Annotated in this window: 17 protein-coding genes; 13 read left to right on the top strand and 4 right to left on the bottom strand. The window is 69.7% G+C overall.

Features of this window, described 5'->3' with window-relative positions; all coding sequences use genetic code 11:
• The first annotated feature begins 8 nt into the window (after window positions 1-8).
• The 3 genes from ACUDCK_RS18185 to ACUDCK_RS18175 all read left to right on the top strand — a co-directional run bounded on the left by ACUDCK_RS18185 (window position 9) and on the right by ACUDCK_RS18175 (window position 1,264).
• Entirely contained in the window at window positions 9-554 is a 546-nt protein-coding gene (locus ACUDCK_RS18185; RefSeq protein WP_445659247.1) for a cysteine hydrolase family protein, read from the top strand.
• Window positions 555-560: 6 nt separating this feature from the next.
• Window positions 561-785 (top strand): DUF3820 family protein, encoded by a 225-nt coding sequence (locus ACUDCK_RS18180; protein ID WP_006385039.1) that lies wholly within the window; start codon window positions 561-563, stop codon window positions 783-785.
• A 146-nt stretch (window positions 786-931) separates the two neighbouring features.
• Entirely contained in the window at window positions 932-1,264 is a 333-nt protein-coding gene (locus tag ACUDCK_RS18175; protein WP_054502033.1) for a hypothetical protein, read from the top strand.
• Window positions 1,265-1,346: 82 nt separating this feature from the next.
• Here the strand turns inward: ACUDCK_RS18175 and ACUDCK_RS18170 are convergent, their stop codons facing one another.
• On the bottom strand, window positions 1,347-2,573 hold the full coding sequence (locus tag ACUDCK_RS18170; RefSeq protein WP_059271543.1) for an MFS transporter: 1,227 nt from the start codon (window positions 2,571-2,573) through the stop codon (window positions 1,347-1,349).
• Between the two features lie 134 nt (window positions 2,574-2,707).
• Between ACUDCK_RS18170 and ACUDCK_RS18165 the strand changes: the two genes are divergently transcribed.
• The 10 genes from ACUDCK_RS18165 (at window position 2,708) to ACUDCK_RS18120 (ending at window position 13,999) form a co-directional block, all read left to right on the top strand.
• Entirely contained in the window at window positions 2,708-3,673 is a 966-nt protein-coding gene (locus tag ACUDCK_RS18165) for a GlxA family transcriptional regulator (RefSeq protein WP_175166710.1), read from the top strand.
• A 66-nt stretch (window positions 3,674-3,739) separates the two neighbouring features.
• On the top strand, window positions 3,740-4,618 hold the full coding sequence (locus ACUDCK_RS18160; protein WP_244976821.1) for a helix-turn-helix transcriptional regulator: 879 nt from the start codon (window positions 3,740-3,742) through the stop codon (window positions 4,616-4,618).
• Between the two features lie 178 nt (window positions 4,619-4,796).
• Complete coding sequence (locus tag ACUDCK_RS18155; RefSeq protein WP_175166711.1) at window positions 4,797-6,944, top strand: TonB-dependent siderophore receptor; 2,148 nt, start codon at window positions 4,797-4,799, stop codon at window positions 6,942-6,944.
• Window positions 6,945-7,123: 179 nt separating this feature from the next.
• On the top strand, window positions 7,124-9,256 hold the full coding sequence (locus ACUDCK_RS18150) for a TonB-dependent siderophore receptor (RefSeq protein ID WP_445659246.1): 2,133 nt from the start codon (window positions 7,124-7,126) through the stop codon (window positions 9,254-9,256).
• A gap of 72 nt (window positions 9,257-9,328) precedes the next feature.
• Window positions 9,329-9,727 (top strand): cupin domain-containing protein, encoded by a 399-nt coding sequence (locus tag ACUDCK_RS18145; protein ID WP_054415903.1) that lies wholly within the window; start codon window positions 9,329-9,331, stop codon window positions 9,725-9,727.
• A 44-nt stretch (window positions 9,728-9,771) separates the two neighbouring features.
• Window positions 9,772-10,944: a RhtX/FptX family siderophore transporter gene (locus tag ACUDCK_RS18140; RefSeq protein WP_144654912.1), complete on the top strand. Its 1,173-nt coding sequence runs from the start codon at window positions 9,772-9,774 to the stop codon at window positions 10,942-10,944.
• A gap of 65 nt (window positions 10,945-11,009) precedes the next feature.
• Window positions 11,010-12,263 carry an Hsp70 family protein gene (locus tag ACUDCK_RS18135; RefSeq protein ID WP_063587686.1) on the top strand — a complete coding sequence of 418 codons (1,254 nt, stop codon included), beginning with the start codon at window positions 11,010-11,012 and terminating at the stop codon, window positions 12,261-12,263.
• Window positions 12,264-12,451: 188 nt separating this feature from the next.
• Window positions 12,452-13,039: an NUDIX domain-containing protein gene (locus ACUDCK_RS18130; RefSeq protein WP_175166713.1), complete on the top strand. Its 588-nt coding sequence runs from the start codon at window positions 12,452-12,454 to the stop codon at window positions 13,037-13,039.
• Between the two features lie 74 nt (window positions 13,040-13,113).
• Window positions 13,114-13,449: a 2Fe-2S iron-sulfur cluster-binding protein gene (locus ACUDCK_RS18125; protein ID WP_054502038.1), complete on the top strand. Its 336-nt coding sequence runs from the start codon at window positions 13,114-13,116 to the stop codon at window positions 13,447-13,449.
• Between the two features lie 208 nt (window positions 13,450-13,657).
• Window positions 13,658-13,999, top strand: a complete 342-nt coding sequence (locus tag ACUDCK_RS18120) for a carboxymuconolactone decarboxylase family protein (protein ID WP_054502039.1) — start codon at window positions 13,658-13,660, stop codon at window positions 13,997-13,999.
• A 96-nt stretch (window positions 14,000-14,095) separates the two neighbouring features.
• Here ACUDCK_RS18120 and ACUDCK_RS18115 read toward each other — a convergent pair whose 3' ends face one another.
• From ACUDCK_RS18115 to ACUDCK_RS18105, 3 genes are all read right to left on the bottom strand, one after another.
• Complete coding sequence (locus ACUDCK_RS18115; protein WP_175166714.1) at window positions 14,096-15,397, bottom strand: MFS transporter; 1,302 nt, start codon at window positions 15,395-15,397, stop codon at window positions 14,096-14,098.
• 145 nt (window positions 15,398-15,542) lie between these two features.
• Window positions 15,543-16,745, bottom strand: coding sequence for a hypothetical protein (locus ACUDCK_RS18110; RefSeq protein ID WP_420867700.1), 1,203 nt, complete (start codon window positions 16,743-16,745; stop codon window positions 15,543-15,545).
• Window positions 16,746-16,759: 14 nt separating this feature from the next.
• Window positions 16,760-17,488: a helix-turn-helix domain-containing protein gene (locus ACUDCK_RS18105; protein WP_049073054.1), complete on the bottom strand. Its 729-nt coding sequence runs from the start codon at window positions 17,486-17,488 to the stop codon at window positions 16,760-16,762.
• Window positions 17,489-17,527: the final 39 nt, after the last annotated feature.

The following is a 17,527-nucleotide window of genomic DNA, read 5'->3' as shown; positions in this document are numbered from 1 at the left end:
CGAGAACCATGACTTCCGCTTTGATTGTGATCGACGTGCAACGCGCGCTGTTCGAAACCACGCCCGAGCCGGCCGATGCCGGCGCCGTGCTGGCGCGCATCAATGACCTGGCCGGGCGCGCCCGCGCCGCCGGCGCGCCGGTGATCTACGTGCAGCATGAAGCGCCCGGCGGCAAGCTGGCGCATGGCGAGCCCGGCTGGCAGCTCGACACGCGCCTGCATCCCGCCGATGGCGATGTGCGGGTGCGCAAGACCACGCCCGATTCCTTCCTGCGCACCGGCCTGGACGATGCCTTGTCGCGGGCGGGCGCCACGCATCTGGTGGTGTGCGGCTACGCCAGCGAGTTCTGCGTCGATACCACCGTGCGCCGCGCCGCGGCGCTGGGCTATCCGGTGACGCTGGCGGCCGACGCCCACACCACCCACGACAGGCCGCACGCGGCGGGCGCGCAGATCCGCGCGCACCACAACGCCACGCTGTCGTCGATCTCCAGCTTCGGCGTGAAGATCGCCGCCGTGCCGGCGGCCGACATTGGCTTTGGCGAAGCGAGGTAGCGGCCCATGGATCCCGAACTGCTGCAGTTGCTGGTGACGCGCACCATGCCTTTCGGCAAGTACCAGGGGCGCCTCATCGCCGACCTGCCGGGGCCGTACCTGGCCTGGTTCGCGCGCAAGGGTTTTCCGCCGGGCGAACTGGGGCGCCTGCTGGCGTTGATGCACGAGCTGGACCACAACGGCCTGTCGTCCCTGCTGGCGCCCTTGCGCCAGCCGCCGGCGGCGCGCTGAACGGCGCCGGGGAAACCGCAAGAAACAAATCTCGCGGCTGGCGTAGCGTCTTGGCACGCCCCGCGGGCGCGCGTGGGGCTACGATAGACCGGCGCGTCACCGGGCGGGGTATCTGGCCCGGGCGCGACCAACAAAGAGAGGTCGTCATGAAGAAACTCCCGTTCACCGCCGTCCTGCTGGCCCTGGCCTGCCTGGGCGGCGCGGCCCAGGCGCAGAACGCGGCGCCGGTCACGCAGGAATTCCAGTATCCCAGCCAGCGCTCCAAGGACGGCAGCCTGTCGCCGCCGTCCACCTTGCGCATGACCGTCACGCCCGACCCGAATGCGGCGCCGGCCGTGATCCGCGACACGCCCGAGAGCCAGGCGCAATACGTGCGCTGCCGCGAGGTCTCGGACCGCGCCGCCGTCTCCAACGCCCAGATGCAGGCCGGCGTCGCCCAGTGCCTGCGCGAACTGGAGCAGCGTCGCCAGCAGCAGTAGGCGCCGCGCCTGCCGGGCTTGATCCGGCAGGGCAGCGTCAGGTTGGGCTCGGTCAGGCCAACCCGCTTCAGGCAGGGCCTGGTCAGGCCGGGCCGGCTGCCGTGGCGGCCCTGGCCGATCCGCGCGCCCAGTGCCAGGTCATCAGGCCGGCGGCAAGCACCACCGGCAGCATGGCGGCATTCAGCGCCTCCCAGCCAAACGCGTCCAGCGCCGGACCGGCCGCCAGCGTCGCCACCGCGGTGGCCGCGTAGCGCAGCATTTCGGCCGCGCCTTGGGCGCGGGCCCGCTCGGAGGGACGGTACGACTGCGCCAGCAGCGTGGTGCCGCCGACGAACATGAAATTCCATCCCACGCCCAGGCAGAACAGCGCCGCGTAGAACGCCGGCAGCGATGGCGAGGCCATCGCGATCAGCGCGCAGGCCACGTTCAGCAGCATGCCCGCGCCCAGCACCCTGGGCAGGCCGAAGCGCTGGATCAGCGCGCCGGCGAAGAAGGCGGGCGCATACATGCCGACCAGATGCCACTGCATGATGTTGGCGCCGTCGCCGATGCTGTGGCTGCACGCCACCGCCGCCAGCGGCGCGGCCGTCATGATGAACATCATCGACACCGATCCCACCACGTTGTTGGCCAGCGCGGCGATGAACACCGGCTGGCGCGCCACCGCCCGCAGCGGGCGCGCCGGCAGTCCGCCCTGGACTTCGCCCGCGGCCACGGGCGCCTCGGTATCGCGGTAGAAGCCGAACAACAGGGCGGCGGACAACAGCGCCAGCAGCGCCACCATGAGGTAGGCGCCGGCAAACGTCACCGGCGCGAACAGGTCGCGGCTCCAGGCCGCCAGCGCCGGCCCGGCGATCGCGGCGATGACGCCGCCGGTCATCACCACCGAGATCGCGCGGCTCTTGGCGGCCGGCTCCACCGCGTCCGCCGCCGCCAGCCGGTAGTACTGCGCGAACGCCTGGAACACGCCGACCAGCGCGGTGCCCGCGCAGAACGCCCAGAAATCGGCATGGAACACCGCCCACACCGAGATGCCGCCGCCCGCCGCGCCCGCCAGGGCGCCCAGCGCGAAACCGTTGCGGCGGCCGATGCGCTGCATCAGCAGCGAAGCGAACCAGGTGACCACGGCGCCGGCGACGGTGATCAGCGCGAACGGCAGCGTGGACAGCGCCTTGTCCGGCGCCAGCATGTGGCCGGTCAGCGCGGTCAGGGTCAGGTCGATGGAGATGGCCGCGATGAACAGGCCCTGGCACACGGCCAGGATGCGGGCGTTGCGGCGGCCCGTGGCGGGCGAGGGCGAGGAAGGCATGGGAAGAAAAAGAGAGCGGGGGTTTGACAGACCCCACTGTATCGACGCAGACTTTGGCGTGAATGACATAATTACCTCAAAAAACGCCAAACCCGAACACCAATCCCAGCCCCCACCCTGAACCCCAAGCCGTCATGACCCACCACGTCGCCTTCCTGCTGGTGCCCGATTTTCAGTTGCTGGACATGTCCGGCCCGGCCGCGGTGTTCCAGACCGCCGGCCGTTTCGCGCAGACCGCCGCCGGCCCCGCGTATGCGGTGCACGTCGTCTCCGAACACGGCGGCCCGGTGCGCAGCTCCTGTGGCATCGGCGTCCAGACGGTGTCCTGGCACGGCACGCCCGCCGATACCCTGGTGGTGCCTGGCGGGGAGGGCGCGCGCGCCGCCGCCGTCACGCCCGCCCTGCGCGCCCGCCTGCTGGCGCAGCGGCAGGCGGGCCGGCGCCTGGCCAGTGTCTGCACCGGCGCCCTGGTGCTGGCGGGCGCGGGCCTGCTCGACGGCCGCCGCGCCACCACCCATTGGCGCCATGCCGCAATGCTGGCGCGCGAGCATCCGGGCGTGCGGGTCGAGCCCGACCGCATCCATATCCGCGATGGCGATACCTGGACCTCGGCCGGCATCACCGCCGGCATCGACCTGGCGCTGGCGATGGTGGAGGCCGACCTGGGCGCCGAACTGGCGGCCACCACCGCGCGCGAAATGGTGGTGTATCACCGCCGCTCGGGCGGCCAATCGCAGTTCTCGGCCCTGCAGGACCTGGCGCCCGACAGCGAGCGCATGCGCGGGGTGCTCGAACATATCCGCGCCAACCTGGGCGCGGCCCTGACGGTGGAGCATCTGGCCGAGGTGGCCTGCGTCAGTCCGCGCCAGTTCCTGCGCAGCTTCAAGGCCGATACCGGCGAAACCCCCGCCAAGGCGGTCGAGCGCATCCGCGCCGAGGCGGCGCGGGCCTGCATCGAGGCTGGCGACGACAGTATCGACAGCGTGGCGCGGCGCGTCGGTTTCATGGACAGCGAACGGATGCGGCGCGCCTTCCTGCGGGTCTACGGCCAGCCGCCCCAGGCGCTGCGCCGCGCCGCGCGCAACGCCGCGTTGGCATGAGCGAGGCGAAAACGGTAATAATAGTCACTCTCAATAAAGTATCGGGCCCCGGGCGGGCCCGCGACCGTGACCGCTTCTCACCCCGAACTCGATTGGGCCGTTCCGGCCGCCACGCCCGCCATGTCGCTGGCCGGCGGCACGTTGCGCTTCGAGCGCGGCGAACGGGTGCTGGAAGACCTGGCGCCGGGCCTGAAGCTGGTGCTGGTGCTGGACGGCGAGCTGCGCTACCGCGTGCCGGGCGCGCCGGCCGCCCAGGTCAGCGGGCCGTTGCTGCACCTGAGCCTGTGCCGCGATCCGCTGCGCATGGAACACGAATTCGGCGCGCGCCGGTCGCTGCGCTTCGTGTCGCTGCGCACCTCGCTGGAACACCTGCGCGAGTCCTTATCCCTGGAGCCGGCCGACATCGCGGGCCTGTTGCGCGCGCCGCGCGACGGCGAACCCTATGCCGACGCCAATTTGCGGCTGGCCGCGCCGCTGCAGGCCTTGGGCCGGCAGATGCTGGCCTGCCCCATGCAGGGCGCGCTCAAGCGCATGTACCTGTCCGCCAAGGCGCTGGAGCTGACCGCGCTGGCGCTGGGCGCGCTCCAACCGGCGTCGGCCGCATCGACCCCGGGCGGACCGTCGCGCGCCGACGTTGAACGCCTGCACCACGCGCGCGATCTGCTGCTGGCCGATCTTCAGCATCCCCCCACGTTGCCCGAGCTGGCGCGCCGTGTCGGCGTCAACGTCAACAAGCTCACCACGGGCTTTCGCCAGTTGTTCGGATGCAGCGTCTATGCCTGCGTGCGCGAGCAGCGCATGGCGCAGGCGCACGCGCTGCTCGCCGCCGGCGAGATGAGCGTATCGGAGGCCGCCTATGCCTGCGGTTATACGGATTCGCATTTCAGCAAGGCCTTCCAGCGGCGTTACGGCGTGCTGCCGCGCGCGCTGATCCGCAGCCGCTGACCGCGCCGCCGGTTGTCGGCGTTCTGGCCCCACCCGTCGCGCGGGATCGCGCGCATGCCGATGCGCGTTCGCGCCCGCGCGGTTTCCATGGCAAGAGTCTTACAAACGCCTGCGCGTTGCGGTTTCTCCTCGAAATTGTATGAGAATAATTCTCAGTATTAACGAAGGAGAAGTACCCATGCGTTCTAGGTTCGGGAACAACGCGCGGCGCGTGCGGTTGGCGCGCCAATGGCCGCTCTGGCTGGCGGTGGCGACGGGGCCGGCGCTGGCCGAAGGCACCCAGGAGCCCACGGGCGCCGCCACCTTGCCCACGGTCACCGTCAGCGGCGAGCGCGAGGCCGGCGCCGCGCAACAGCCGACGCTGGGCAAGCTGCCCTTGAGCGTGCGCGAGACGCCCCAATCGATCTCCGTGATCGGCCAGGAACAGATCCGCCAGCAGAACCTGCACACCCTGGACGACGTCATGCGGCACGCCACCGGCATCACGGTGCAGCCGCACCATCACCTCACCACCGGCTACTACGCGCGCGGCTTCCAGATCGAATCCTTCGAGCAGGACGGCGTGCCGGCCATGATGGGCAACCGCGCCGCCGCGCCGGAAGACATGGCCATCTACGAGCGCGTCGAGATCCTGCGCGGCGCCAACGGCCTGTTGCACGGCGCCGGCAATCCCTCGGCCACCGTCAACCTGGTGCGCAAGCGGGGGCAGCGGCAATTCGCCTTCGGCGGGGAACTCAGCGCCGGCAGTTGGGACAACTATCGCGCCGAAGTCGACCTGGGCGGACCGCTGAACGACAGCGGCCGCGTGCGCGGCCGCGTCGTCGGGGTCATGGCCGACCGCGGCTTCTTCTATGAAAGCGCGAACGAGAAGACCGGCCTGTTCTACGGCACTGCCGAGGTCGACCTGGGCCCGGACACCGTGCTGTCGGCGGGCCTGCTGCACAGCCGCGTGCGCTCGCATCCGCCGCCCAGCATGGGCGGACTGCCGCGCTACAAGGACGGCGCGCCGATCGGGCTGCGGCGCTCGGTCAACCTGGAGTCCGCCGGCAGCCGTTCCGACTGGAACACGACGCGCGTGTTCGCGGACCTGGACCACCGCTTCAGCCAGGGCTGGCGTGCGCGGCTCAGCGTCGATCATCTTCGCTCCGATTCCGAGATGAAGTACCTCACCGTCAACGGCGGGATCGACCGCGCGACGGGCCTGGGCGCCAAGCTGTCGGGAGGAGGCATCAAGTACGACAACAGCCAGACCAGCATCGACGCCTACGTCAGCGGCCCGGTCGAACTGTTCGGGCGGCGCCACGAGCTGCTGTTCGGCGCCAATTCACTGCGGACTTCGTACGAGAACCTGAATGCCGATGTCACCAGCCCTCAGTTGAACATGCCGATGGACGTGTTCCACTGGCATCCGCGCGATGTGCCCGACTACGACATCGGCCCCTACAAGTCTGCGAGCATCAATCGCGACCGGGAGCAGGGCGTGTACGGCATGGGCCGCTTCTCGCTGGCCGATCCGCTGACGCTGGTGCTCGGCGCGCGCATGGACTGGAGCCGGCTGGAAACGCCCAAAGCGAGCCAGCGCACCAACGCCAGATTCACGCCCTATGGCGGCCTGATCGTCGACCTGGACCGGCAGTGGTCGCTGTATGGCAGTTACGCGCAGGTATTCATGCCGCAAATCGACCAGCTCGATCGCGACGGCCAGCCGCTCGATCCGGTCACGGGCACCAACACCGAGGCCGGCGTCAAGGGTGAACTGATGGACGGCGCGCTCAACGTGTCGCTGGCGCTGTTCCAGATCCAGCAAAAGAACCGCGCCCAGGCCGACCCGTCGGTGGTGTGCGCGGGCCGACGCTGCCCCTCGGTCGCCGGGGGCGAGGTCCGCAGCCGCGGCTTCGAGGCCGAGGCCGCCGGCGCCATCACGCCTTACTGGACGGTGGCGGCGGGCTACACCTTCAACACCACCAAGTACATGGTGGACACGCGCGCCAGCGGCCAACCCTATGCCAGCTTCACGCCCAGGCACATCTTCCGCCTGTGGACCGAGTACGCCCTGCCGGCGCTGGAGCGGCGCCTGAGCATCGGCGGGGGCGTACAGGTGCAATCGGGCTTTTACAACGTGGCCAAGACCATCACGCTGCGCCAGGGCGGCTACGCGCTGGCCGACATGCGCGTGGCCTATCGCGTCGACAAGCACGTCACGGTGGCGCTCAACGCCAACAACCTGTTCGACCGCGTCTACTACCAGCGCCTGAACGATGCCAACTGGACCAACTACTACGGCGAGCCGCGCAATTTCATGCTGACGGTGCGCGCCGAGTATTGACCGTCGTCATCGCATGAGGCGGCCGCGCGCGTCGCGTGGTGCGCGCCGGCCGCCTCGGCCCGCCCGGTAAAAAACTTCCGCAATCGCCAGCGAGACTTCCGCAATCGCCAGTGGCGCGCCACGTCGCTCTCTAGAATGGTTTGAGAATAATTCTCAGTAACCAGGAAAGAGGAACGGCGGTGCGATCAAGGTTCAGGAACAGGGCGGCACGGCCGCGCAAGGGCGCGGCGCGCCATTGGCCGGTGTGGCTGGCATTGACGGCGGCGGGGCCGGTGGCGGCGCAAGCGTCCGACGATGCCGCGACCTTGCCGGCGGTCACCGTCAGCGGCGAACGCGACGCGACCGCGCCGGCGCCCACGATGGGCAAGCTGCCCTTGACGGTGCGCGAGACGCCGCAGTCGATCACCGTGATCGGCCAGGAACAGATGCGGCAGCAGAACCTGCAGAGCCTGGATGACGTCATGCTGCACGCCACCGGCATCACGGTGCAGCCGTACCAGTTGCTGACCACGGCCTACTATTCCCGCGGCTTCAAGGTCGATTCGTACGAGCAGGATGGGGTGCCGGTGCTGATGGGCAACATGGCCGCGTCGCCGCAGGACATGGCGGTGTACGAGCGCGTCGAGATCCTGCGCGGCGCCAACGGCCTGCTGCATGGCGCCGGCAATCCCGCCGCCACCGTCAACCTGGTGCGCAAGCGTCCGCAGCGCGAGTTCGCCTTCAGCGGCGCGGTCAGCGCTGGCAACTGGGACCGCTACCGCGCCGAGGCCGACCTGGGCGGCCCGCTCAACGCCAGCGGCAGCGTGCGCGGCCGTCTCGTCACGGCCTTTGAAGACCGCGGCTATTTCTACGACGTGGCGGACCAGAAGTCGGCGCTGTTCTACGGCATCGGCGAGGTCGACCTGGGCCCGGACACGGTACTGTCGGCCGGGCTGCAATACCAGCGCATCCGCTCCACCACCAACATGGCGGGCGTGCCACGCTACAAGGATGGCGGCGACATCGGCCTGAAGCGCTCGACCTACCTGGACGCGGCCTGGGACCGCTTCAACTGGAACACGACGCGCGTGTTCGCCGACCTGGAACACCGCTTCGGCCAGGGCTGGAGCGCCAAGCTCAGCGCCAACTACCTCACCGCCGACAGCAACCTGAAGTACGCCGGCGCCTATGGCGCGATCGACCGCCAGACTGGCCTGGGCTCGGCGCTGATGGGCGGCGCCTACAAATTCGACAACACCCAGGCCAGCGTCGATGCCTACGTCAGCGGCCCCGTGGAGCTGTTCGGCCGGCGCCACGAGCTGCTGGTCGGCGGCAATGCGCAGCGCACCACGTCCGAGCAGTACACCGGCCAGTTGACGCCGGCGCTGCGCGTGCCGGTGAACGTGTTCGACTGGGATCCGCGCAGCGTGCCGGAGCCGGGCGTCGGCCCCTATACCTCGCCGGGCGAGACGCGCGCGCGCCAGCAGGGCGTCTACGGCATGGGCCGCTTCTCCCTGGCCGATCCACTGACGCTGGTGCTGGGCGGCCGCATGAGCTGGTGGAACCAGGACGCGCCCGGTTCGCGACAGCGCATCGACCCCGAATTCACGCCCTACGGCGGGCTGATCGTCGATCTGGACCGCCAGTGGTCGCTGTACGGCAGCTATGCCGAGGTGTTCCAGCCGCAGACCCAGCTCACGCGCGACGGCCAGGGGCTGGACCCGGTCACCGGCACCAACTACGAGGCCGGCATCAAGGGCGAACTGATGGACGGCGCGCTGAACGTATCGCTGGCCGCGTTCCAGATCCGCCAGAAGAACCGCGCGCAGCAGGATCCGGCCTGGCCCTGCGTCGGCCAGAACTGCTACTACGTGGCGGGCGGCGAGGTGCGCAGCCGCGGCTTCGAGGCCGAGGCCAGCGGCAGCATCACGCCGAACTGGACGGTGGCGGCCGGCTACACCTTCAACACCAGCAAGTACCTGACCGACACGCAGGCCGGCGGCCAGCCCTTCGCCAGCTTCACGCCCAGGCACATCTTCCGTCTGTGGACGAACTATGCGCTGCCGACGATGCAGCGGCGCCTGAGCGTGGGCGGCGGCCTGCAGGTGCAGTCCGGCTACTCGACCGTGTCGGGCCCGGTCACGCTGCGCCAGGGCGGCTATGCGCTGGTCGACCTGCGTCTGGCCTATCGCGTCGATAAGCACCTGACCGCGGCGCTGAACGTCAACAACGTGTTCGACTGCGGCTACTACCAGAGCCTGTCGGGCACGGCCTGGAACAACCGCTACGGCGAGCCGCGCAACGTCATGCTGACCCTGCGCGCCGAGTACTGAGCGGTGTGCGATCGATGGACGGCGCAGGCGCGCCGTCCATCCGTTTTTTCAAGGAGAGACAACGTGGCTGCAATGACGCCTGTGCCAGTGTTCGACTGGCTCGATCATTTCATGGCGCTGGCTGGCGATGGCGGCATGCGCGACATCGGCAGGCTGCGGCGCCTGGCGCCGCACGAAGGCTGGCTGGTCGGCATCAAGGCCGCGGCCAGCGACGCCGACGTGCACGGCGATGTCTGGGAACGCCATCCCGCCGGCGAGGAAATGCTCTGTGTGCTGGAAGGCAGCGTGGTGCTCACGCTGATGGACGAGGCCGGCGCCGAGACCGATGTGCTGTTGGACGCCCGGCGCGGCGCCGTGGTGCCGCGCGGCATCTGGCACCGCCTGCGCGTGGCCTGTCCGGCCCGCATCCTGTTCGTCACGCCCGGGCAGGGCAGTGAACACCGCCGCGTGGGCGCGGCAACGCAAGCTTGAAGGAAATCGACGTGAAGCAAACCGCGAATGCGCGCCTGTTCGTCATGATCGGCGCGCTGTATTTCTCCCAGGGCATTCCGCTGGGCGTGGCCATGGAGGCATTGCCCACGCTGCTGCGGCGCGACGGCGCGCCCCTGCACGCGCTGGCCTGGCTGCCGCTGGTGGGGCTGCCCTGGGTGCTGAAGTTCCTGTGGGCGCCGCAGGTCGACAACCGCTGGCGCGCCGCGCTTGGCCGGCGCCGTAGCTGGATTCTTCCGATGCAGGCCGTGGTGCTGGCCTGCCTGGCGGCGGTGGCCATGACCGGCATCGCCGCCGCCAGCGCGCCCTGGGTGGTGGGCCTGATGGCCCTGGCCTCGCTGGCCAGCGCCACCCAGGACATCGCCACCGACGGCCTGACCGCCGAGCGCTTCGATGGCCAGGCGCTGGCGCGCGCCAACGCCGTGCAGGTCGGCGGCACCATGGTCGGCTTTTTCGCCGGCGGGCCGGGCTGCCTGGTGCTGGCGGGGTGGCTGGGGCAGGGCGTTGCGCTGACGCTGCTGGCGGCGGTGGTGGCCTTCAGCCTGCTGATGGCGCTGGGGTGGCGTGAAGCCGCCTTGCCCGCGCCCGCCGCCGCGCCGCGGCGCGCCACCCTGGCGCGCTTCGCGCGCCGGCCCGGCGCCTGGGCGCTGGTGCTGGCGGCGTTCCTGGCGGCCATGACGGCGGTGGCGGGCTATGGGCTGTCCAAGCTGTTCCTGGTGGACGCGGGCTGGCCGGTGGAGGCGGTGGGGCGACTTGGCATGGCGGGGGGCGCGGTGACCGTCTTGCTCGGCTGCGGCGGCGGCGCCTGGCTGGTGGGCCGCATGGGCGCACGCGGCGCGCTGGCCCTGGGGCTGGCGGCGTCGGGCGCGGCCGCCGCGGCCTGGCTGGCGCAGGCGCAGGGTTGGGCGGCGCAGCCCACGCCGACGGCCTATCTGGCCCAGGCGCTGGGTTCGTTCGGCGCGGGCGCGGCCTCGGTTGCGCTGATGACGCTGGCGATGCGCTTCGCCGCGCGCGGCACGCAGGCCGGCACCGACATGACGGCGGTGCAGAGCGCGCGCGACCTGGGCGAGATCCTGACCTCGTCGCTGATCACGGCGCTGGCGGCGCGGTTGGGCTATGCCGCCGGTTTCGGCGGCGGGCTGCTGGCGGCCGTTGCCACCCTGGCATTCGTGGCGTTGGCGCTGCGCCGCCGAGGGTGACATGGCGTTTCGGGCGGTTGCGGCTACACTTGTGCGCCGTTTTGCTTTCAAGCCCCCGAATTTCCATGATTTCCACCGCATGCGGCGTCGACTTCGGCACCTCCAACTCCACCGTCGGCTGGAGCCGCCCCGACCAGCGCGCGCTCCTGGCCCTCGAAGACGGCAAGACCACCTTGCCCTCGGCCATCTTCTTCCACGATGAAGACGCCGAGGTCAGTTACGGCCGCGCGGCCATCTCCGACTACCTGGCGGGCTACGACGGGCGCCTGATGCGCTCGATGAAAAGCCTGCTGGGCAGTTCGCTGATCGACGGCTCCACCGAGGTGCAGGGCCGCTCGATCCCGTTCCGCGTGCTGCTGACGCGCTTCATCGCCGAACTCAAGCGCCGCGCCGAGACCGCCGCCGGCCGCGACTTCACCCGCGCCGTGCTGGGCCGGCCGGTGTTCTTCGTCGACGACAACCCCGCCGCCGACCAGACCGCCCAGGACACGCTGGGCGAGATCGCGCGCAGCGTCGGCTTCACCGACATCGAATTCCAGTTCGAGCCGCTGGCGGCGGCCTTCGACTACGAGTCGCAGATCGACCGCGAGGAACTGGTGCTGGTCATCGACATCGGCGGGGGCACATCCGACTTCTCGCTGATCCGCCTGGGGCCGGGCCGCGCCGCCAAGCCGGATCGCCGCGACGACATCCTGGCCTACGGCGGCGTGCACATCGGCGGGGTGGACTTCGACAAGCAGCTCAGCCTGGCGCACGTCATGCCGCTGCTGGGGCTGGGCAGCCAGTTGCGCAGCGGCAAGGATGTGCCGTCCACGCAATACGGCAACCTGGCCTGCTGGCACACCATCAACCAGGCCTACACCCGCAAGGCGGCCGAACACTTCGCCTACATCCGCGCCGAAGCCGGCGACCGCGACAAGATCGACCTGTTGCTGAACCTGGTCAAGCAGCGCGCCGGCCACTGGGTGGCGGTGCAGGTGGAAGAGGCCAAGATCGCGCTGTCGGAAGGCCCGGCCGCGCGCATCGACCTTTCGCGCATCGCGCCCGAGCTGGGCGTGGACGTGACGCGGCCGTCGTTTGACGCCAGCGTGGCGCGGCTGATCGAGAAGATCGAACAGACCGTCGGCGTCCTGCTGCGCGACGCGGGCGTCGCCCCCGCCGACGTGGACACGGTGTTCTTCACCGGCGGTTCCAGCCGCGTGCCGCGCCTGCGCGATTGCGTCTCGGCGCTGGTGCCGCAGGCGCGCAGCGTCGAAGGCGACCTGTTCGGCAGCATCGGCGCCGGCCTGGCGCTGGACGCCCGCCGCAAGTTCGACTGATACACGGGGCGGCGAGCCTGCCGCCCCGAGATCCTCGGCGCTTGGTCCTGCGCGGGGGGCATGATGCCCGTCATTCCCATCACGCCCGTCAGCTCCATGAGGCGGCCATGGCGGGCGCGATGGTAAGCTGCAAGCTCTTCGCGCCGGCTGCCTTGCGTGCCGGCGCTTGCACCTTCCCACGCCGCGCCATGACCGACAAGTCCGATTCCCATCTGTTCGAAGAACGCGTCTCCACCGAGGCCGCCTACGATGGCCGCTTCCTCAAGATCCGCAACGACACCGTGCGGCTGCCCAACGGCAACACCTCCACGCGCGAATACGTCGTGCACCCGGGCGCGGTGGTGGTGATCCCGTTGCTCGACGACGGCCGCGTGCTGCTCGAGCGCCAGTACCGCTATCCGATCAGCCGCGTCATGACCGAATTCCCCGCCGGCAAGCTCGATCCGGGTGAAGACCCGCTGGCCTGCGGCAAGCGCGAACTGCTCGAGGAAACCGGCTACACCGCCAGCCAGTGGGCCCGCGCCGGCGCGCTGCACCTGGCCATCGCCTATTCCACCGAGATCATCCACATCTACTTCGCGCGCGGCCTGCGCGCCGGCCCCCGGCAACTGGACCAGGACGAATTCCTCGACGTCTTCAGCGCCCTGCCCGAAGACCTGTACGCGGCCTGCGCCAAGGGCGAAGTCACCGACGCCAAGACCCTGACCTGCACGCTGTGGCTGCAGAACGTGCTGTCCGGCGCCTGGCAACTGGACTGGCAGGACCAGCCCGCCTGAGCGGGCAGCGGCCTTCCCCGCCCTGAAGGCCGGCCCGCGCCGCCGCCCTCACTAGACGAACGATCCCGCCGACCATGCCCGCCTTTCCTGTCCTGGTGCACCCGTCCGGACTGCGTTTCGAGGCCGACGCCGATTCGACCCTGCTGGCGGCCGCGCAGGCCGCCGGCATCAAGCTGCCCAGTTCCTGCCGCAACGGCACCTGCCGCGCCTGCATGTGCCTGATGCTGGAAGGCGAGATCGCCTACCGCATCGAATGGCCGGGCCTGTCGCGCGACGAGAAGGAAGAAGGCTGGATCCTGCCCTGCGTGGCCCAGGCCCGGTCACCGCTGGAAATCCAGTCGTTGCAGGCCGCGCCTCTCGAACCGGCGCCGCCAGCGCCACCGCGGCCGCTGACGGGCGCGCGGCGCTAGGCCGCGGTCCAACAACCTCCGCCCGCTTCCCGTTTCCCGCGGCTCGCTGCCCGCCGCCAGCCGCCCGGCACGGCAACCCTCGGATGCACGGTTGATACGAATAAGCATATAAACGCGATTTTCCGGCTAAATAATCGCTGCCCGGTCGCGCATACTGCCTCCATGGCGTCAGGCATTCAGCCACGCCGCTTTTTTCAAGGAGCACGACATGCTGGATTGGGTGAACTACCAAAAGGAACTGATGGGCCGCATCGGCGAACTGGGCGCGCTCACGCCCGACACGCTCAAGGGCTACCAGGCGCTGTCGGCCGCCGGCGCCAGGACCGCGCACCTGGATGCCAAGACGCGCGAATTGATCGCGCTGGCGGTGGCGGTCACGACCCGCTGCGACGGCTGCATCACGGTGCATTCGGCGCAGGCACTCAAGCACGGCGCCACCCGCGAGGAAATCGGCGAGGCGCTGGGCGTGGCGGTGGCCTTGAACGCTGGCGCCGCGATGGTGTATTCGGCCCGTGTGCTGGACGCCGTCAGCGCGCATCAGCCGGGCTGACGGCCCGTGCGACTTTGCACGGTCGCACATCGCCGGCGCGCGCGGCCGGTCGTCGCACGGGCGGCCGCGCGCGCCGGCCATTCCCCGCGTGCGGCGTCAGTCGTGCCGGTGCATGGCCGACTGATGCTTGGTGTCGCGCATGGTCGCGTACACCAGCAGCGAGATGAAGATCACGCCCGCCAGGTAGTAGTAGAACCACTGCTCGTGGCCCTGCTGCTTGAACCACAGCGCGATGGCGGGCGCCGTGCCGCCAAAGATCGACACGGTGATGGCGTACGGCACCGCCACGCCGGTGGCGCGGATATTGGTGGGAAACAGCTCGGCCTTCACCACGGCGTTGATCGAGGTGTAGCCGGCCGTGAAGATCCAGGCCGCGCAGATCAGCAGGAAGGCGATGAACGGCGAGCGGGTCTGCGACAGCGTCATCAGCAGCGGCACGGTAAGCAGCGCGCCGGCGATGCCGAAGAACACCAGCAGCGGCTTGCGCCCGATCCTGTCGGACAGCGCGCCATACAGCGGCTGCAGGATCAGCGCGAAGATCAGCGAGGCCGCGATCACGTAGGTGGTGACGATGTCGGAGAACCCGGCGGTCTGCCGCACGAAGGTCTGCATGTAGGTGGTGAAGGTGTAGAACGCCGCCGTGCCGCCGGCCGTCAGGCCCACCACGATGGCGACCTCGCGCGGATAGCGCAGCAGGCCGCGCAGGGAACTGGTCTTGGGCTTGGTCTGGCTGGCCTGCCGGTAGGAGTCGGTTTCCGGCATGTCGCGCCGCATGACGGCGGTGATGATGGCCAGCATGGCGCCGATCACGAAGGGAATGCGCCAGCCCCATTGCACCAGTTGCTCGTGCGTCAGGAATACGTTCTGCAGCAACAGCAGCACCAGGATCGCGCAGAGCTGGCCGCCGATCAGCGTGACGTACTGGAAGCTGGAATAGAAGCCGCGATGATCGGGATCGGCGATCTCGGTGAGGTAGGTGGCGCTGGCGCCGTATTCGCCGCCCAGGCTCAGGCCCTCGATGACCCGCGCCAGTGCCAGCAGCGCCGGCGCCGCCAGGCCGATGGAGGCATAGGTGGGCGTGACCGCGATGATCAGCGATCCCACGCACATCATGCCCACCGAGACCATCAGCGACAATCGGCGCCCGTGCCGGTCGGCCAGGTGGCCGAACAGCCAGCCCCCCAGCGGCCGCACGATGAAGCCGGCGGCGAACAGCGTGGCGGCGTTCAACTGCTGCACGACGGGATCGTGCGAGGGGAAGAAGGCGGGGGCGAAGTACAGGGCGAAGGCGGTATAGGCGTAGAAGTCATACCATTCGACCAGGTTGCCCATGGAGCCGACGAAGATCGCCTTGATGCGGCGTTTGGCGTCGGGCATGTCGAGATACGCTTGGCTCATATCTGTCTTCCACGGAGACGGTTCCCGCCTATGGTGCGCCTGCTGGCGCCAAAATGCACCCCTGCGCCCGTCCAGGTTATTCGTTCAGCTTGGTGTCAATAATCGCCGGCGGGATACTCCGCGCCGCGTTGCGGTCCGGGCGCGTCTACTTGCGCGGCGGTTCGATCACCGTGCAGGCCGCCGCGCCGGCGGGCGCCTGGGCATCGTCGCCGAGCAAGGCGCGCGCGCCGCAGACCGAGCCGAACATGCCCTTGTTGTCGTGGCCGATGCCCGTCACTTCGAAGCCGGCGCGATGCAGTGTCACCGGCCGGCTGCCGCGCGCGGCGACGATGCGCTCGTACTGCAGGTAGGCGGTGCCGCGCGCCAGCCGCGTCGCCCCCTGGGCCTCGGCGCCGCAGGTCTTGTCCAGCAGGCGGTGCTCGGGGTTGTTGTCGGCGCCGCCCAGCAGGTAGGTCACGTCGCGCGCCGCGTAGCGGATGAACAGGCGCGTGTCGTCGGTTTCCTGCGCGTACGCGGGCAGCTTGTCGGTGCCGTACTTGTATTGGTTGTAGGTCGGGCAGATGCCGCGCTCGTAGGGCGCGTAGCCCTTGCCGTCGGGGCGCGGGCGTTCGCGGGTCAGATACAGGTACGACGAGGGGTTGGCGATCACGTAGCGCAGCGCGACGCCGTCGCGGCGCAACGGGCCGTCGATCTGGTTCAGCACGGCGTAGCGCTGCACCAGTTGGCCACCGCCGGAATGCCCGGCCAGCACGATGCCGGCCAGGATCGGCAGGCGCTTGCGATCGTCCAGGCTGCGCAGCAGGTCGTCAATCACCTGGAACGAGCTGACCGGCGCGGGCCGGCCGTTGGCCTGCACACTGTCCTCGCCGTCCTCCCAGCCGGCCTTGCGCCACGCGGCCATGCCGGCGAAGCCCGAGTCGATCGAACCGACAAAGCGCGGCGCCAGGATCAGCGTGTCGTTGGCCCGCGCCGGATTGGCGGCCAGCACCGTGGCGACCGTTTCGTAATAGGCGTCCGCGTTGCGCTTGACCCCATGGAACACGATCACGATCTGCTTGATATCGCGCAGGTCGCTACGCGCCAGGTTCCGGTTAGCATAGACCGGTATCTTGTAGCGATGGCCGGGCTTGCCCAGTTCCAGCGTCTGCCAGCGCGGCACCACCACCCGCTTGGGAGCGGGCGCGGGTTCGTCGTAATCGTAGGGGTCGGGCAGCGGCGTCTGCGCGCGCGCCGCCAGGGGCAGCAGGGCCGCCAGGATCAGCGCCGCCACGCCCCGCGCCCGGCGCGAGCGCGGCACGCGCGTAGCCGGATGGGGCTGCGCGGCGCCGGGTGCGGCTGTGCGGCGCATGGCGCGGGCGGGCGTCAGCAGCCCTCGTGGCCCAGCAGTTGCTTGAGCGCGGGCTGGTCCAGGATGCGGACTTCGCGCTGGTTGATGCGGATCAGGCCGTCGCGCGCGAAGCGCGAGAACAGCCGGCTGACCGTCTCCAGGGTCAGGCCCAGGAAGTTGCCGATTTCCTCGCGGCTCATGCGCAGCACGAACTCGGTCGAGGAGTAGCCCAGCGACGCATAGCGCTGCGACAGGTTCAGCAGGAACGCGGCCAGGCGCTGTTCGGAACGCATCGATCCCAGCGACGCCAGCATCTGGTGCGAGCGCGTGATTTCGCGGCTCATCAGGCGGCGGAACTGCTGCTGCAGCGACGGCAGATGGGTGGCCACGCGGTCGACTTCGTTCAGGCGGATCACGCAGACTTCGGAGTCTTCCAGGGCCACGGCGGCCGAGACGTGCTTGCCATCGAGCATGCCGTCCATGCCGACGATCTCGCCGGGCAGGTGGAAACCGGTGATCTGGATCTGGCCGGTGGCGTCTTCGAGCTGCGTTTTCAGGCTGCCGAAGCGCACGCCGTAGACGGCGTCCAGGGGATGATCCAGCGAATACAGCGTCTTGCCCTTTTCGAGGCGCACGCGTTCTTTCACCAGTTCGTCCAGCTTTTCCACTTCGGCGGCTGCCATCCCGACCGGGACACACACGTGGCCCAACATACACGTGGAACAGTGGGCGGCATCAGGGGCAACGGGAACCCGTTTTTGCATACGATGACCTTTATAGTGCCTAGACCTGGCCGGTAGCCT

It is taken from the genome of Achromobacter sp. CF-sbj1-Ac2-l (assembly GCF_052698165.1).
The sequence above is the reverse complement of the archived record's forward strand: the minus strand, read 5'-3'. Positions and strand labels throughout refer to the sequence as shown.

Bases quoted from the DNA above. Each gene is read 5' to 3' on its own strand.
- ACUDCK_RS18185 (WP_445659247.1), top strand. From the start codon at position 9: ATGACTTCCGCTTTGATTGTGATCGACGTGCAACGCGCGCTGTTCGAA.
- ACUDCK_RS18180 (WP_006385039.1), top strand. From the start codon at position 561: ATGGATCCCGAACTGCTGCAGTTGCTGGTGACGCGCACCATGCCTTTC.
- ACUDCK_RS18175 (WP_054502033.1), top strand. From the start codon at position 932: ATGAAGAAACTCCCGTTCACCGCCGTCCTGCTGGCCCTGGCCTGCCTG.
- ACUDCK_RS18170 (WP_059271543.1), bottom strand. From the start codon at position 2,573: ATGCCTTCCTCGCCCTCGCCCGCCACGGGCCGCCGCAACGCCCGCATC.
- ACUDCK_RS18165 (WP_175166710.1), top strand. From the start codon at position 2,708: ATGACCCACCACGTCGCCTTCCTGCTGGTGCCCGATTTTCAGTTGCTG.
- ACUDCK_RS18155 (WP_175166711.1), top strand. From the start codon at position 4,797: ATGCGTTCTAGGTTCGGGAACAACGCGCGGCGCGTGCGGTTGGCGCGC.
- ACUDCK_RS18145 (WP_054415903.1), top strand. From the start codon at position 9,329: ATGACGCCTGTGCCAGTGTTCGACTGGCTCGATCATTTCATGGCGCTG.
- ACUDCK_RS18140 (WP_144654912.1), top strand. From the start codon at position 9,772: ATGATCGGCGCGCTGTATTTCTCCCAGGGCATTCCGCTGGGCGTGGCC.
- ACUDCK_RS18135 (WP_063587686.1), top strand. From the start codon at position 11,010: ATGATTTCCACCGCATGCGGCGTCGACTTCGGCACCTCCAACTCCACC.
- ACUDCK_RS18130 (WP_175166713.1), top strand. From the start codon at position 12,452: ATGACCGACAAGTCCGATTCCCATCTGTTCGAAGAACGCGTCTCCACC.
- ACUDCK_RS18125 (WP_054502038.1), top strand. From the start codon at position 13,114: ATGCCCGCCTTTCCTGTCCTGGTGCACCCGTCCGGACTGCGTTTCGAG.
- ACUDCK_RS18120 (WP_054502039.1), top strand. From the start codon at position 13,658: ATGCTGGATTGGGTGAACTACCAAAAGGAACTGATGGGCCGCATCGGC.
- ACUDCK_RS18115 (WP_175166714.1), bottom strand. From the start codon at position 15,397: ATGAGCCAAGCGTATCTCGACATGCCCGACGCCAAACGCCGCATCAAG.
- ACUDCK_RS18110 (WP_420867700.1), bottom strand. From the start codon at position 16,745: ATGCGCCGCACAGCCGCACCCGGCGCCGCGCAGCCCCATCCGGCTACG.
- ACUDCK_RS18105 (WP_049073054.1), bottom strand. From the start codon at position 17,488: ATGCAAAAACGGGTTCCCGTTGCCCCTGATGCCGCCCACTGTTCCACG.